Here is a 15,554-nt window from a genome sequence, read left to right on the forward strand (position 1 = left end):
TGCGTAACAGGTCGGGTGCGTTACTGTGGTGTTATAAAATAATCAAAACAGGAAAGCAGAGGTGGGGCAACGAATTCCCGTTACGCTCGGCAATATTGCGCCGCTGACGTTAAAACCGTTTCGCGCGGGTCAACTCGCGCTGGTCTGCGAGGGTGGCGGACAGCGCGGCATTTTCACCGCTGGCGTGCTGGACGAATTTATGCGCGCGCAGTTCAACCCCTTTGACCTTTACTTCGGCACCTCTGCCGGGGCGCAGAACCTCTCTGCCTATGTCTGTAACCAGCCCGGCTACGCGCGAAAGGTCATCATGCGCTACACCACGGCGAAAGAATTTTTTAACCCGGTGCGGTTTGTGCGCGGCGGCAACCTGATCGATCTCGACTGGCTGCTGGAGTCAACCTCCAGCCAGATGCCGCTGGCCATGGATACTGCCGCCCGTCTGTTTGATAGCGGTAAAGAATTCTGGATGTGTGCCAGCCGGGGCGATGACTATTCCCCGGGCTATTTTTCGCCTCAGAAAGAGAACTGGCTGGATATCATCCGCGCCTCCAGCGCGATCCCCGGCTTTTATCGTACCGGCGCCCTGCTGGACGGTATTAGCTATCTGGACGGGGGGATCAGTGACGCGGTGCCGGTGCAGGAAGCCGCCCGTCGCGGGGCGAAAACCATTGTGGTGATCCGTACCGTACCGTCGCAAATGTATTACACCCCGCAGTGGTTTAAGCGGATGGAGCGCTGGCTGGGCGACAGCAGCCTGCAGCCGCTGGTGAACATCGCGAAGCAGCATGAAACCACCTACGGCGCGATGCAGCGCTTCATTGAGAAACCGCCGGGCAAGCTGCGTATTTTTGAAATTTATCCGCCTAAGCCGCTGCTGAGCATGGCGCTGGGCAGCCGCGTTCCTGCGCTGCGCATGGATTACAAAACGGGGCGGCTGTGTGGGCGCTACTTCCTGGCGACGGTGGGGAAAATGCTGGCGGAGCAGCCGCCGCTTCATCGCCATAAACGCATTATTACGCCGCCTGCGATTGTCGCCAACGACGCCCTGACGGTGCCCCTGGTTGACATTCCGCAGGCGAATGACGCTTTACTGGATAACGAGGATCTGGCGTGATGCACCGCTTTGTCGACACCCATTGCCACTTTGATTTCCCGCCGTTTACGGGAGATGAAGAGCAAAGCATTGCGAAAGCGGCCGAGGCAGGCGTTCAGGCCATTATTGTGCCTTCAGTGGAAGCGGCTTACTTTTCCCGGGTGCTGGATCTTGCTGCACAGCACCCCGCGCTCTATGCGGCGCTTGGCCTGCATCCGATCGTGATTGAGCGGCATCGGGATGAGGACATTGAGCGACTTGATGAGATAGTGCAGACCGCAGGCGACAAGCTTGTCGCCATCGGTGAGATCGGCCTCGATCTTTATCGCGAGCATCCGCATTTTGAGCGCCAGCAGACGATCCTCGACGCGCAGCTCAGGCTGGCGAAGCGTCACGATCTGCCGGTGATCCTTCATTCAAGACGCACGCACGATAAGCTGGCAATGCACCTGAAGCGTATCGATTTGCCGCGTAAGGGCGTCGTGCATGGTTTCTCAGGCAGCCTGCAGCAGGCGCAGCGTTTTATCGAGCTGGGCTACAAAATCGGCGTTGGGGGCACCATCACCTATCCGCGCGCCAGCAAAACCCGGGACGTGATGGCACAGCTGCCGCTGTCGGCGCTTCTGCTGGAAACCGACGCGCCGGACATGCCGCTGAACGGTTTTCAGGGACAGCCGAATCGTCCGGAACAGGCGGCGCGCGTATTTGCCACCCTGTGCGAACTGCGAAAAGAGACTGAAGAGGCCATAGCCGGTGCGCTGCTGGAAAATACGCGTTCGGTATTTGGCATCACGCTATAGATAAAGCGCCGGACGGATCACCGTTATCTTCTGTTTTTCCAGCGCCCGCGCCAGCGGTTCAACGTCTTCCGGCGTGGCGCTGCGCCATGACGCCGCCTCGCCGTACACGCCATGCGCATGAAACGCGTTGAGGCGCACCGGCACGTTTCCAAGCCCGTGGATAAACGCCGTCAGCGGCTTCAGATGTTCCAGATAATCACACTGTTCCGGAATCACCAGCAGGCGGAGCTCCGTTAAACGATTACGATCTGCCAGCCAGCGGATACTCTGCTTGATCTGCGGGTTTTCGCGCCCGGTCAGGAAGCGGTGGTGTTCGTTCCCCCATGCTTTCAGGTCCAGCATCGCGCCATCCAGTACCGGCAGCAGCTTTTGCCAGCCGGTTTCGCTTAACAAACCGTTGCTGTCGACCAGGCAGGTCAGATGATTCAGGTCGGGATCGGCTTTGATCGCGGTGAACAGCGTCACTAAAAACGGTAATTGCGTTGTGGCCTCACCGCCGCTCACGGTGATCCCCTCGATAAACGGTGCGGATTTGCGGATCTGTGAAAGGATCTCCTCCACGCTCAGGCGGTGCGCCATAGGCGTTGCCTGCTGCTGGCACAGGTGCAGGCAGGTGTCGCACTGCTGGCAGTCACTCTCCTGCCACCAGACGCGTCCCGCCTGTATGGTCAGTGCGTCGTGCGGGCAGTGGGGCACGCAGTACCCGCAGTCGTTGCAGCGGCCGATCGTCCACGGGTTGTGGCAGGTTTTACAGCGCAGGTTGCAGCCCTGCAGGAACAGGGCCAGGCGGCTGCCCGGCCCGTCCACGCAGGAAAAAGGGATGACCTGACTAACTAAAGCGCATCTGCTGTTCATGGCTTATCACGCGCGGCTGACGTTCCAGAATACGGGTATTGCGCGCGGCTTCTTCACCCAGCCAGGTGGTATTGGTGCGCGATCCGGCTTCCCGGTACTTCTCCAGATCCGACAACCGCACCATATAACCGGTAACGCGCACCAGATCGTTACCCGCGACGTTGGCGGTAAACTCGCGCATCCCCGCCCTGAACGCGCCGAGACAGAGCTGGACCACCGCCTGCGGGTTACGTTTTACCGTCTCATCCAGCGTCAAAATATCGCTGATCCCGGAAGCGTAGTGCTTGTGGTGCGGCGCCACCGCCAGCAGGTGGCTGATGGGATCCGGCTCGTCGCCGTAGGGCAGGCGCGCGCCCGGCGTGGTGCCCGAGTCAGAGCTGATCCCCGACTGCGCATGCAGCATCGCGCGCTGCTTCCAGCCGTGTTTCACCGGCGTGTTTTCGACAAACGCCGCAAGCTGTTCGCTGATGCGATAGCCCAGCGCGTTGGCCTGCTCGCCTTTGCCGTAACGCCCAGTCATCCCGGCTTTCTCACAGAGCACGTTTACCGCTTCTGCCAGGCCGTACATGCCAAACATCGGCACAAACCGATCGGCATCAATCAGCCCCTCTTTCACCAGGAAGCTATTCTCAAAGAAGCCGGATTGTTGATACAGGAAATCGCAGCGGGCATCGATGATGGCCATTTGCTGCTGGCAGTAATGCGGGAGGGCGCGGCTGAAGAAGTCTTCCATTGACGTACTGTGTTCGGCGATGGCCTTGAGGTTGAGGCGCACCAGGGTGCTGCCACCGCCTGCCAGAGGCAGGGAGTTGTAACAGCTCACTACGCCGTAACGGCCTTTTGTGAAAATTTTATCATTCACCGGGCCATTAGAAATATGCGGTTTACTGCATTCACATATGTTTTTCGCCACCTCAAGCAGCAAATCATCCGGGGTGATCGCTGGATCATAAATAAAGGTCAGATTCGGTGCGACCTGCTTCAGCTCTGCATCGGCACGCAGAATGGCGCGCGTGACGGGGGTATCTTCCGGCCCGATATTGGCATGCATAAAGGCATCGGGCAGCGTACGGTCGAGATAGCGCCAGAAACGTTTTATTCGGCTATTGATTTCTTCTTGTGTTAGAATTCTAACATACGGTTGCAGCAGCGCATCAAGCTGGCCGAGATAGACCGGCATCGATGTGACGGACGGAACATGGTGGTAGAGGATGGTTAACAGTGAGAGGGCGTCGTCGAGATCTTTTGCCCCTTCCAGCTCCAGCCATTCTGAACCATTAGCCAGAAATTTTGCGTAATCCGGCAGAACGTAACGGGGTTTGTAAGGCGCATGGCCTTCGAACATGTCGCAGATAAAACCCTCGTCCAGCGCGGCGCGTGCTGCCTGCGGCAGGGCGGGATAGGGCAGATCGTTTTCCGCTTCCAGCGCCAGGAAATGACGTTTTTGCTCAGGCGTTAACACTGGGCTTGTCACAATGTGCTGGCAACGTTGTTGCAGGGCGTCGAGGCTGGAGTGGGGCATGTGCGCTTCCTTGAGTATTCTGCGGATGATGAACAGATTGTAGAAAGCCAGCCTGTTGGGGCTTTTGATCCGACAGGGGGTATCGCTGCTTTAGTCGGCAATGTGCACGCAGAAGTTTGAAGAAGATCGCATTACAGTAATGCAAATTTGCACGCAGTTTTCATTAACTGTGATGAATGTCGAAGTGTGGATGCGGGTGGATGTTAGAATACTCACAGACCCGCAAGGTAAAATTTATACGGCACTGCCGTTGGAGAATGTTATGACCGATTTAACTGCAAGCAGCCTGCGCGCGTTGAAACTGATGGACCTGACTACCCTGAACGATGACGACACCAATGAGAAAGTCATCGCCCTGTGCCATCAGGCGAAAACGCCGGTGGGCAACACCGCAGCCGTCTGTATCTACCCGCGCTTTATCCCGATTGCCCGTAAGACGCTGAAAGAGCAGGGCACCCCGGACGTGCGCATTGCAACCGTCACTAACTTCCCGCATGGCAACGATGATATCGAGATTGCGCTGGCAGAAACCCGCGCGGCGATTGCCTACGGCGCAGACGAAGTGGACGTGGTGTTCCCGTACCGCGCGCTGATCGCCGGCAACGAGCAGGTCGGTTTTGACCTGGTGAAGGCCTGTAAAGACGCGTGTGCGGCGGCAAACGTGCTGCTGAAAGTGATCATCGAAACCGGCGAGCTGAAAGAAGAGGCGCTGATTCGTAAAGCCTCTGAAATCTCCATCAAAGCCGGTGCGGATTTCATTAAAACCTCTACCGGTAAAGTACCGGTAAATGCGACCCCGGAAAGCGCGCGCATCATGATGGAAGTGATCCGCGACATGGGCGTGTCCAAAACCGTGGGCTTCAAACCTGCGGGCGGCGTGCGTACCGCGGAAGACGCGCAGCAGTTCCTGGCGATTGCCGACGAGCTGTTCGGCGCCGACTGGGCCGATTCCCGTCACTACCGCTTCGGTGCGTCCAGCCTGCTGGCCAGCCTGCTGAAGGCGCTGGGTCACGGCGACGGTAAGAGCGCAAGCAGCTACTAAGTTTGAATTGCCGGGTGGCGCTACGCTTACCCGGCCTACCCGGATCGTGGTCGGGTAAACCGTACCCGCCACCATTCACCCGATTCCTCATGGGGGTTACCGTGTTTCTCGCACAAGAAATTATTCGTAAAAAACGTGATGGTCATGCATTAAGCGACGAAGAGATCCGCTTCTTCATCAACGGCATTCGTGATAACACCGTCTCAGAAGGGCAGATTGCGGCTCTGGCGATGACCATTTTCTTCCACGATATGTCGATGCCTGAGCGCGTGTCGCTGACCATGGCGATGCGAGATTCAGGAACCGTTCTGGACTGGAAAAGCCTCAACCTTAACGGCCCGATTGTGGATAAACACTCCACCGGCGGCGTGGGCGACGTGACCTCCCTGATGCTTGGCCCCATGGTGGCAGCCTGTGGCGGTTACGTTCCGATGATCTCCGGGCGCGGCCTGGGCCACACCGGCGGTACGCTCGACAAACTGGAAGCCATTCCGGGCTTCGATATCTTCCCGGATGACAACCGCTTCCGCGACATTATTAAAGACGTTGGCGTGGCGATTATCGGCCAGACCAGCTCTCTTGCTCCGGCTGACAAGCGTTTCTACGCGACGCGTGACATTACCGCGACCGTAGACTCCATCCCGCTGATCACCGCCTCTATCCTGGCGAAGAAGCTGGCAGAAGGGCTGGACGCGCTGGTGATGGACGTGAAGGTAGGCAGCGGCGCGTTTATGCCAACCTATGAACTCTCTGAGGCGCTGGCCGAAGCGATCGTTGGCGTCTCCAACGGCGCGGGCGTGCGCACTACCGCACTGCTCACCGACATGAACCAGGTGCTGGCTTCCAGCGCCGGTAACGCCGTCGAAGTGCGTGAAGCCGTCCAGTTCCTGACGGGGGAATACCGCAACCCGCGTCTGTTCGACGTCACCATGGCGCTGTGCGTGGAGATGTTAATCTCCGGCAAACTGGCCAAAGACGACGCCGACGCCCGCGCGAAGCTACAGGCGGTGCTGGACAACGGCAAAGCGGCGGAGATCTTTGGCCGCATGGTTGCGGCGCAGAAAGGCCCAACCGACTTCGTCGAAAACTATGCGAAGTACCTGCCGACCGCGACGCTCAGCAAAGCGGTGTATGCCGACAGCGAAGGGTTTGTCTCGGCAATGGATACCCGCGCGCTGGGTATGGCGGTCGTGTCTATGGGCGGCGGCCGTCGTCAGGCGTCAGATACCATTGATTACAGCGTCGGCTTCACCGATATGGCCCGTCTGGGCGACAGCGTTGACGGCCAACGTCCGCTGGCGGTGATCCACGCCAAAGATGAAGCCAGCTGGCAGGAAGCGGCGAAAGCGGTGAAGGCGGCCATTACGCTTGACAATAAAGCGCCGGAAACCACACCGACTGTCTATCGCCGTATCACCGAATAGCGGTATACTGATCTGATCGATAATTTTTGAAGCACTACGTACGGAGAACAATTATGAAACGTGCATTTATTATGGTGCTGGACTCATTCGGCATCGGCGCAACCGAAGATGCGGAACGTTTTGGTGACGTGGGTTCCGATACCATGGGTCACATCGCGGAAGCCTGTGCGAAAGGCGAAGCGGATAACGGTCGTAAAGGCCCTCTGACTCTACCTAACCTGACCCGCCTCGGGCTGGTGAAAGCACATGAAGGTTCTACCGGTAAAATCGCAGCCGGTATGGACGGCAATGCGGAAGTCGTGGGCGCCTATGCCTGGGCGCACGAGCTCTCCTCCGGTAAAGACACCCCGTCTGGCCACTGGGAAATCGCCGGTGTGCCGGTGCTGTTCGACTGGGGTTACTTCTCCGATCACGAGAACAGCTTCCCGCAGGAGCTGCTCGATAAGCTGGTGAAGCGTGCCAACCTGCCGGGTTACCTCGGCAACTGCCACTCCTCCGGTACCGTGATTCTTGACCAGCTCGGCGAAGAGCATATGAAAACCGGCAAGCCGATTTTCTACACTTCTGCTGACTCCGTGTTCCAGATTGCCTGCCACGAAGAGACCTTTGGCCTGGATAAACTCTACGAGCTGTGCGAAATCGCCCGTGAAGAGCTGACCGAAGGCGGCTACAACATTGGCCGCGTGATCGCGCGTCCGTTTATCGGTGACAAAGCGGGTAACTTCCAGCGTACCGGTAACCGTCACGATCTGGCCGTTGAGCCGCCGGCGCCAACCGTGCTGCAGAAGCTGGTCGATGAGAAAGACGGCCACGTGGTTTCTGTAGGTAAAATCGCGGATATCTACGCTAACTGCGGCATCACCAAAAAGGTCAAAGCGACCGGACTCGATGCGCTGTTCGATGCCACCATCAAAGAGATGAAAGAAGCGGGCGACAAGACCATTGTCTTCACCAACTTCGTCGACTTCGACTCATCCTGGGGTCACCGTCGCGACGTAGCGGGTTATGCTGCGGGTCTTGAGCTGTTCGACCGCCGCCTGCCGGAGCTGATGGAGCTGGTGGGTGAAGATGACATTCTGATCCTGACCGCGGACCACGGCTGCGATCCAACCTGGACCGGTACCGATCACACCCGTGAGCACATTCCGGTGCTGGTGTACGGCCCGAAAGTGAAGCCGGGTTCGCTGGGTCACCGTGAAACCTTCGCGGACATTGGCCAGACCCTGGCGAAATACTTTGGTACGTCTGACATGGAATATGGCAAGGCCATGTTCTGATGTCATTGCCCGGTGGCGCTTCGCTTACCGGGCCTACGGTTTTGTAGGCCGGGTAAGGTGTAGCCGCCACCCGGCAAAAACAACAAGTTAAAAGGAACTGAAGATGGCAACTCCTCACATTAATGCAGAAATGGGTGATTTCGCTGACGTCGTATTGATGCCGGGCGACCCGCTGCGCGCGAAGCACATTGCAGAAACCTTCCTGGAAGACGTGCGTGAAGTGAACAACGTTCGCGGCATGCTGGGCTTCACGGGTACTTATAAAGGCCGCAAAATCTCCGTTATGGGCCACGGCATGGGTATCCCATCCTGCTCCATCTACACCAAAGAGCTGATCACCGATTTCGGTGTGAAGAAAATCATCCGCGTGGGCTCCTGCGGTGCGGTGCGTATGGACGTTAAGCTGCGTGACGTGGTGATCGGCATGGGCGCGTGTACCGACTCTAAAGTCAACCGCATCCGCTTTAAGGATCATGACTTTGCGGCCATCGCTGACTTTGACATGGTGCGTAACGCGGTTGACGCGGCAAAAGCGCTGGGCGTTGACGCGCGCGTGGGCAACCTGTTCTCTGCCGATCTGTTCTACTCGCCAGAAGGCGACATGTTCGACGTGATGGAAAAATACGGCATCCTGGGCGTGGAAATGGAAGCGGCCGGTATCTACGGCGTAGCGGCTGAATTCGGTGCGAAAGCGCTGACCATCTGCACCGTATCTGACCATATCCGTACCCACGAGCAGACTACCGCTGCCGAGCGTCAGACCACCTTCAACGACATGATCAAAATCGCGCTGGAATCCGTTCTGCTGGGCGATAAAGAGTAAGAGCTGTTATGCCGGGTGGCGGCCTCGCCTGACCCGGCCTACGGTTTTGTAAGCCCGCTAAGCGCAGCGCAAGCGGGCTTTTTTACTAGCGCACGGCCTGTGCAACCCATGCTGACAAATCCCTTAACTCTTTTTCCTGCTCCGGAAAATCGCCGATCAGCGCATCACACTCCTGCTGCAACATATCCGCCCGATACAAACAGCCCTGCAGACGAGCGGCTAACGCCTCTAACGGTGCCGGATTGAGACTATCCGTAAAGACCTGCGTGCGGGTGATATGGCCTTTCTCCACGTCGAAGTGCAGCTCCACGCCGCCCCAGGTAAACCGTTCGTCCAGCAGATGGGAAAAGGCAGGGGCCTGACCGAAGTTCCACTCCCAGCTGCTCTGGCGCGCAAAGGTTTCCGCGAAGTTGGGCAGGTCCGGTGTTTTGTCAGGGGAGATCGCTTCAGCTTCTACCCGCTCGCCGTAATGTTCGAAGAAGGCTTCACGAATCGCATCGCAAATCTGCTCGTGAGTAATCCCGGGCAGCAGTTCCACCAGATTCGCCACGCGCCCGCGCACGGAGGTGATGCCCTTAGCCTGTAGCTTTTTCTTATCTGGATTAAGGTAGTTAGCCAGACGGCTGAGATCGGCGTTCAGCAGCAGGGTGCCGTGGTGGAATCCGCGATCCATCGTTTCGCGATAGGCAGAGCCGGATACCTTGCGGTCGCCATCGGGCGTTTTGACCACCAGATCGTTACGTCCGGAGGCTTCCGCCGTCACGCCGAGCGAATTGAGCGCGTTGAGGACGATGGACGTTGAGATGGTTTTGTCGTATTCCGGTTTGCCCGCCATAAAGGTAAAGCAGGTATTGCCCAGATCGTGGAATACCGCGCCGCCGCCGCTGCTGCGGCGCGCCAGACGGACGTTGTCTTCTTCCATACGGCGGGTGTTGCACTCTTTCCACGGGTTTTGCGCACGACCAATAACCACCGTATCGGCATTGCGCCAGAGAAACAGTACGCGCTGGGTGGCAGGCATCTGGCGGAAGATGCACTCCTCCACCGCCAGGTTAAACCAGGGATCGTAAGAGTCAGAGATAAGCAGGCGTAACGTCGACATGGCAGAGTTCCTTTTCCGAATCATCCGCCTACTTTATCACTATTCTTTCTTCTCGCTCTCTTCGTCTTCGGGGACTGACCGGCTGGCGGTCAGCAGGAACGGGGATTGCTGCCAGCGCGTGCGCTTGCCCCGAAGCAGAGTACGCGCCAGCACAACGCCGATGGCGAGTGAAAGCAGCAGCATCAGGCGCAGAATATTGGTGGTATTATCGACCTGTTTGGCTTCAGTGGGCAGGGTGTGGGTATCGAGGGTGAGGCGCAGATAGCCCAGCGGGCCATTCTTCCCCTGAATAGGTTCAACAAGCTGTTGGTTGAAATAGCCGCCGGCTTTTTTGCCGTCCAGCGCCAGCCTGTCTCGCACGTCGACGTGCTCACCCGCGCGGGCAATCAGGTTGCCTTGCTCATCATAGACACCGGCATCAAGAATGCGGCTGTTCTCCGTGAGCAGGCGTAAAACCTGGCCTATCCGCTTCTCGTCAGGCGTTTCGTTACGCATGGACGGCGCGACGTTGAGCGTGACCTGGCGTGCCAGCGTGCGGGCCAGCTCTTCAAACTGCGGGTTGCGTTGCCGTTGATGGTTCTGGCTAAACCACGATGCCCCTTGCATCAGCACCACTAAGAGTGCGAGACAGGAAAGGACAATCACGGCGCGATGGAGCCGGAATTTCAGTTTTGCGCGAGCCATATTCCACCTGCTGAAAATTTACGGCTTAATGTTGCCAGAAGTGATGGTTACAGGGTAGCCTCATGCGTTATTTTCCCTCTGCAACCTTCCGGCGCGAACGAAATTACAGGAGCTTTAATGCCGAACATTACCTGGTGTGACCTGCCAACGGATGTCTCTTTATGGCCAGGATTGCCGCTCTCTTTAAGTGGCGATGAGGTGATGCCTCTGGATTACCACGCCGGTCGTAGCGGCTGGCTGCTGTATGGACGCGGTCTGGATAAGCAACGCCTGACCCAATATCAAACCAAACTGGGGGCCGCGATGGTCATCGTCGCCGCCTGGTGCGTGGAAGACTACCAGGTCATTCGCCTGGCGGGCTCTCTGACCCAGCGCGCCACGCGCCTGGCGCATGACGCCGGGCTGGATGTCGCACCGCTGGGTAAAATTCCGCACCTGAAAACGCCTGGCCTGCTGGTCATGGACATGGACTCTACCGCCATTCAGATCGAGTGTATCGACGAAATTGCGAAGCTGGCGGGCAGCGGCGAGCTGGTGGCTGAAGTCACCGAGCGTGCGATGCGCGGCGAGCTGGATTTCACCGCCAGCCTGCGACAGCGCGTGGCGACCCTGAAAGGGGCCGATGCCAACATTCTGCGCCAGGTGCGCGACGTGCTGCCGCTGATGCCCGGGCTGACGCAGCTGGTGCTGAAGCTGCAGTCCCTCGGCTGGAAGGTGGCGATCGCCTCCGGTGGCTTCACCTTCTTCGCGGATTATCTGCGGGAAAAACTGCATCTGACCACCGTGGTGGCCAACGAGCTGGAGATTATGGACGGCAAGCTGACCGGTCAGGTGATCGGCGATATTGTGGATGCCCAGTACAAAGCCAATACGCTGACGCGCCTCGCGGAAAAATATGAAATTCCGGTTGTCCAGACCGTCGCCATCGGTGACGGCGCGAACGACCTGCCGATGATCAAAGCGGCCGGCCTGGGCATTGCCTACCATGCCAAGCCAAAAGTGAATGAAAAGACGGAAGTGACTATCCGTCACGCTGACCTGATGGGGGTGTTCTGCATTCTCTCCGGCAGCCTTAATCAGAAATAACGGTCTGCTTTGTACTCCGGGTAAGCGTAAGCGCCACCCGGCTCGCAGGCCGCAGAGAAATAACGAGGTAAACCGTGGCGAAAGCTCCAAAACGCGCATTTGTCTGTAATGAATGTGGTGCGGATTATCCGCGCTGGCAGGGGCAATGCAGCGCCTGCCATGCCTGGAACACCATCACCGAAGTGCGTGGTGTGGCGGCTTCGCCGAGCGTGGCGCGCAATGAACGCCTGAGTGGCTATGCGGGCAATGCAGGCGTGTCGAAGGTACAAAAACTTTCAGACATCAGCCTGGAGGCGCTGCCGCGCTTCTCCACCGGCTTCAAGGAATTTGACCGCGTGCTCGGCGGCGGCGTGGTGCCGGGCAGCGCGATCCTGATCGGCGGTAACCCGGGTGCGGGTAAATCGACTCTGCTGCTGCAAACGCTTTGCAAGCTCGCCGAACAGATGAAAACCCTGTACGTCACGGGCGAAGAATCACTCCAGCAGGTTGCTATGCGCGCGCACCGCCTGGGCCTGCCGACCGGCAATCTGAATATGCTGTCGGAAACCAGCATCGAGCAGATCTGCATGATCGCCGAAGAAGAGCAGCCGAAGCTGATGGTGATCGACTCCATCCAGGTGATGCACATGGCGGACATCCAGTCCTCGCCGGGCAGCGTCGCGCAGGTGCGTGAAACCGCGGCCTACCTGACGCGCTTTGCCAAAACGCGCGGCGTGGCGATTGTGATGGTCGGCCACGTGACCAAAGACGGCTCGCTGGCGGGACCGAAGGTACTCGAACACTGTATCGACTGCTCGGTGATGCTCGACGGCGACGCGGACTCTCGCTTCCGTACCCTGCGCAGCCATAAAAACCGCTTTGGGGCGGTTAACGAACTGGGCGTGTTTGCCATGACCGAACAGGGGCTGCGCGAAGTCAGCAACCCGTCGGCCATCTTCCTGAGCCGGGGAGATGAGATCACCTCCGGCAGCTCGGTGATGGTGCTGTGGGAAGGGACGCGCCCGCTGCTCGTCGAAATTCAGGCACTGGTGGATCACTCGATGATGGGCAACCCGCGGCGCGTGGCGGTCGGTCTGGAACAGAACCGCCTGGCAATCCTGCTGGCGGTCCTGCACCGTCACGGCGGGCTGCAGATGGCGGATCAGGACGTCTTCGTGAACGTGGTCGGCGGCGTCAAAGTCACCGAGACCAGCGCTGACCTGGCGCTGCTGCTGGCGATGGTCTCCAGCCTGCGCGACAGACCGCTGCCGCAGGATCTGGTCGTCTTTGGCGAAGTGGGCCTCGCCGGGGAAATCCGTCCGGTGCCGAGCGGCCAGGAGCGTATCTCCGAGGCGGCAAAACACGGTTTCCGTCGGGCTATCGTTCCCGCTGCCAACGTGCCGAAAAAAATCCCGGAAGGGATGCAGGTCTTTGGCGTGAAGAAACTCGCAGATGCGTTAAATGTCTTTGACGACTTATAATTACGTATTCGATTTTGCAGGAGGCACCGTAATTTATGTCATCATTTGACTACATCAAGACCGCTATCCGCCAGAAAGGCTGCACGTTGCAGCAGGTGGCAGACGCCAGCGGCATGACCAAAGGCTACCTGAGCCAACTGCTGAACGCCAAAATCAAAAGCCCCAGCGCGCAGAAGCTGGAAGCGCTGCACCGCTTTCTGGGGCTGGAATTCCCGCGTATGCAAAAGAACATCGGCGTGGTGTTTGGCAAGTTTTACCCGCTGCATACCGGGCATATCTATCTGATCCAGCGCGCCTGTAGCCAGGTGGACGAGCTGCACATCATCATGGGGTACGACGAAACCCGCGATCGTCAGCTGTTTGAAGACAGCGCCATGTCGCAGCAGCCGACCGTGCCGGACCGTCTGCGCTGGCTGCTTCAGACCTTCAAGTACCAGAAAAACATTCGCATTCATGCCTTTAACGAAGAGGGTATGGAGCCGTACCCGCACGGCTGGGACGTGTGGAGCAACGGCATCAAAGCGTTTATGGAAGAGAAGGGCATTGCGCCGAACTGGATCTACACCTCTGAAGAGTCCGACGCGCCGCAGTTCCGCGAGCATCTGGGCATCGAGACGGTGCTGATCGACCCGAAACGCACCTTTATGAACATCAGCGGGGCGCAGATCCGCGAAAACCCGTTCCGCTACTGGGATTACATTCCGACCGAAGTGAAGCCGTTCTTCGTGCGCACCGTCGCGATCCTGGGCGGCGAGTCGAGCGGTAAATCGACGCTGGTCAACAAGCTGGCGAACATCTTCAACACCACCAGCGCGTGGGAGTATGGCCGCGACTATGTCTTTTCCCATCTGGGCGGCGATGAGATGGCGCTGCAGTATTCCGACTACGACAAAATCGCGCTCGGTCACGCTCAGTACATTGATTTCGCGGTGAAATACGCCAACAAGGTGGCGTTCATCGATACCGATTTTGTCACCACCCAGGCGTTCTGCAAAAAGTACGAGGGGCGCGAGCACCCGTTTGTGCAGGCGCTGATTGACGAATACCGCTTTGACCTGGTGATCCTGCTGGAAAACAACACCCCGTGGGTGGCCGACGGCATGCGCAGCCTCGGCAGCTCCGTCGACAGGCGGGAATTCCAGACCATGCTGGTGGAGATGCTCAACGAAAACAACGTTGAGTTCGTGCATGTGGAAGAGTCGGATTACGACTCCCGTTTCCTGCGCTGCGTCGAACTGGTGAAGGAGATGATGGGGGAGCAGGGTTAATAACTTTCCCCTCACGCTAACCCTCTCCCAAAGGGAGAGGGGACTTTAATCTCCCTTTGGGAGAGGGCCGGAGTGAGGGAATCAGTCCACTCAGAACTCAACCACCACTTTCCCACGCATATGCCCGTCCAGCACCTTGCGTTGCGCCTCGGTAATGCTTTCCACGCTCAGCCCGTGCAGCGTTTCACTCAGTGAGCTTTCCACCACGCCGTTATCCACCAGCTTCGCCACCTCATTGAGGATCTCACCCTGACGCGCCATATCAGCGGTCTGGTACATGCTGCGGGTGTACATAAATTCCCAGTGCAGCGCGGCGGATTTGGACTTCAGCTTGTCCTGGTTCAGCGGGTGTTCATTCTCCACGATAGAACAGATATGCCCCTGCGGTGCAATCAGGTCGCTGACCGCATCCCAGTGCCCGTCGGTGTCGTTGAGGATGAAAATGTAATCCACAAAGGTCAGCCCGTGCTTCGCCAGTTCGCCTTTCAGATCGCGGTAGTTCACCACCACATCTGCACCGCGATCGCGGCACCACCGGGCGGAATCTTCACGGGACGCGGTTGCGATCACCTTTACCTTGCTGTTGTGCTTCGCAAACGGGATCGCCAGCGATCCCACCCCGCCCGCACCGCCGACGATCAGCAGGGTTTTGTCCGCACCGGCGTCCTGAATGTTCAGCCGTTCAAACAGGCCTTCCCACGCGGTGAGCGCGGTCAACGGCAGCGCGGCGGCAGCCGCCCAGCCGAGGCTTGACGGTTTGTGCCCGACAATGCGCGCATCGATCAGCTGATGTGTGGTGTTGCTGCCCGGACGGGTGATGTCGCCTGCGTACCACACTTCATCTCCCGGTTTGAATCCGGTCACGCCAGCCCCAACGTCTTTGACGATCCCGCTGGCATCCCATCCGAGAATACGCGGCTCGTTCAGCCCGCTCTTAGCAATGCCCGCGTGGACTTTGGTATCGACCGGGTTAACGGAGACGGCTTTCACCTCCACCAGCAGATCGTGCTCGCCGGGCTGCGGCATCGGTGGAGTGATTTCAATGAAAGTAGAGGGATTTTCAGGGTTAACGGCGATGGCTTTAACTGACATGGTGTGCTCCTCAATGGCATGCGTTT

The 15,554-nt window shown here is 58.3% G+C and carries 14 protein-coding genes; 9 read left to right on the top strand and 5 right to left on the bottom strand.

Going from position 1 to position 15,554, the window contains the following annotated elements; translation table 11 throughout:
* The first annotated feature begins 61 nt into the window (after nt 1-61).
* Both FHC48_RS15930 and FHC48_RS15935 read left to right on the top strand, forming a co-directional pair.
* On the top strand, nt 62-1,114 hold the full coding sequence (locus tag FHC48_RS15930) for a patatin family protein (protein WP_008502074.1): 1,053 nt from the start codon (nt 62-64) through the stop codon (nt 1,112-1,114).
* The gene (locus tag FHC48_RS15935; RefSeq protein WP_072253823.1) at nt 1,111-1,893 is read left to right on the top strand and encodes a TatD family hydrolase; all 783 of its coding nucleotides are present in this window, start codon (nt 1,111-1,113) and stop codon (nt 1,891-1,893) included. Before FHC48_RS15930 ends, FHC48_RS15935 begins: the two co-directional genes overlap by 4 nt.
* On the opposite strand, the gene FHC48_RS15940 is transcribed toward FHC48_RS15935, so the two are convergent.
* Both FHC48_RS15940 and FHC48_RS15945 read right to left on the bottom strand, forming a co-directional pair.
* Nucleotides 1,888-2,748: a YjjW family glycine radical enzyme activase gene (locus FHC48_RS15940; RefSeq protein ID WP_059363082.1), complete on the bottom strand. Its 861-nt coding sequence runs from the start codon at nt 2,746-2,748 to the stop codon at nt 1,888-1,890. The two genes, FHC48_RS15935 and FHC48_RS15940, sit on opposite strands and share 6 nt — an antisense overlap.
* Nucleotides 2,723-4,270, bottom strand: a complete 1,548-nt coding sequence (locus FHC48_RS15945) for a YjjI family glycine radical enzyme (protein WP_220420549.1) — start codon at nt 4,268-4,270, stop codon at nt 2,723-2,725. Before FHC48_RS15945 ends, FHC48_RS15940 begins: the two co-directional genes overlap by 26 nt.
* A gap of 262 nt (nt 4,271-4,532) precedes the next feature.
* Here FHC48_RS15945 and deoC point away from each other — a divergent pair, with 262 nt between their 5' ends.
* The 4 genes from deoC (at nt 4,533) to deoD (ending at nt 8,836) form a co-directional block, all read left to right on the top strand.
* Nucleotides 4,533-5,312 (top strand): deoxyribose-phosphate aldolase, encoded by a 780-nt coding sequence (deoC, locus tag FHC48_RS15950; RefSeq protein ID WP_003856543.1) that lies wholly within the window; start codon nt 4,533-4,535, stop codon nt 5,310-5,312.
* Between the two features lie 101 nt (nt 5,313-5,413).
* Nucleotides 5,414-6,736: a thymidine phosphorylase gene (deoA, locus tag FHC48_RS15955; RefSeq protein WP_032635526.1), complete on the top strand. Its 1,323-nt coding sequence runs from the start codon at nt 5,414-5,416 to the stop codon at nt 6,734-6,736.
* Between the two features lie 53 nt (nt 6,737-6,789).
* Nucleotides 6,790-8,013 (top strand): phosphopentomutase, encoded by a 1,224-nt coding sequence (deoB, locus tag FHC48_RS15960; RefSeq protein ID WP_014882457.1) that lies wholly within the window; start codon nt 6,790-6,792, stop codon nt 8,011-8,013.
* Between the two features lie 103 nt (nt 8,014-8,116).
* Nucleotides 8,117-8,836: a purine-nucleoside phosphorylase gene (gene deoD / locus FHC48_RS15965; RefSeq protein WP_003856538.1), complete on the top strand. Its 720-nt coding sequence runs from the start codon at nt 8,117-8,119 to the stop codon at nt 8,834-8,836.
* An 85-nt stretch (nt 8,837-8,921) separates the two neighbouring features.
* Here deoD and lplA read toward each other — a convergent pair whose 3' ends face one another.
* Both lplA and FHC48_RS15975 read right to left on the bottom strand, forming a co-directional pair.
* Nucleotides 8,922-9,938, bottom strand: coding sequence for a lipoate--protein ligase LplA (lplA, locus tag FHC48_RS15970; RefSeq protein WP_039023920.1), 1,017 nt, complete (start codon nt 9,936-9,938; stop codon nt 8,922-8,924).
* A gap of 39 nt (nt 9,939-9,977) precedes the next feature.
* Nucleotides 9,978-10,622: a YtjB family periplasmic protein gene (locus tag FHC48_RS15975; protein ID WP_008502067.1), complete on the bottom strand. Its 645-nt coding sequence runs from the start codon at nt 10,620-10,622 to the stop codon at nt 9,978-9,980.
* 117 nt (nt 10,623-10,739) lie between these two features.
* Between FHC48_RS15975 and serB the strand changes: the two genes are divergently transcribed.
* The 3 genes from serB to nadR all read left to right on the top strand — a co-directional run bounded on the left by serB (nt 10,740) and on the right by nadR (nt 14,436).
* On the top strand, nt 10,740-11,708 hold the full coding sequence (gene serB / locus FHC48_RS15980) for a phosphoserine phosphatase (protein WP_008502066.1): 969 nt from the start codon (nt 10,740-10,742) through the stop codon (nt 11,706-11,708).
* Nucleotides 11,709-11,782: 74 nt separating this feature from the next.
* Nucleotides 11,783-13,168 (top strand): DNA repair protein RadA, encoded by a 1,386-nt coding sequence (radA, locus tag FHC48_RS15985; protein WP_003856523.1) that lies wholly within the window; start codon nt 11,783-11,785, stop codon nt 13,166-13,168.
* A gap of 35 nt (nt 13,169-13,203) precedes the next feature.
* Complete coding sequence (nadR, locus tag FHC48_RS15990) at nt 13,204-14,436, top strand: multifunctional transcriptional regulator/nicotinamide-nucleotide adenylyltransferase/ribosylnicotinamide kinase NadR (protein ID WP_015572616.1); 1,233 nt, start codon at nt 13,204-13,206, stop codon at nt 14,434-14,436.
* A gap of 90 nt (nt 14,437-14,526) precedes the next feature.
* Here the strand turns inward: nadR and FHC48_RS15995 are convergent, their stop codons facing one another.
* Nucleotides 14,527-15,528, bottom strand: coding sequence for a zinc-binding alcohol dehydrogenase family protein (locus tag FHC48_RS15995; protein ID WP_059364559.1), 1,002 nt, complete (start codon nt 15,526-15,528; stop codon nt 14,527-14,529).
* Nucleotides 15,529-15,554 lie beyond the last annotated feature (26 nt).

The sequence above is a fragment of the Enterobacter sp. EC_50 genome (assembly GCF_019584525.1).
Lineage (GTDB): Bacteria > Pseudomonadota > Gammaproteobacteria > Enterobacterales > Enterobacteriaceae > Enterobacter > Enterobacter roggenkampii.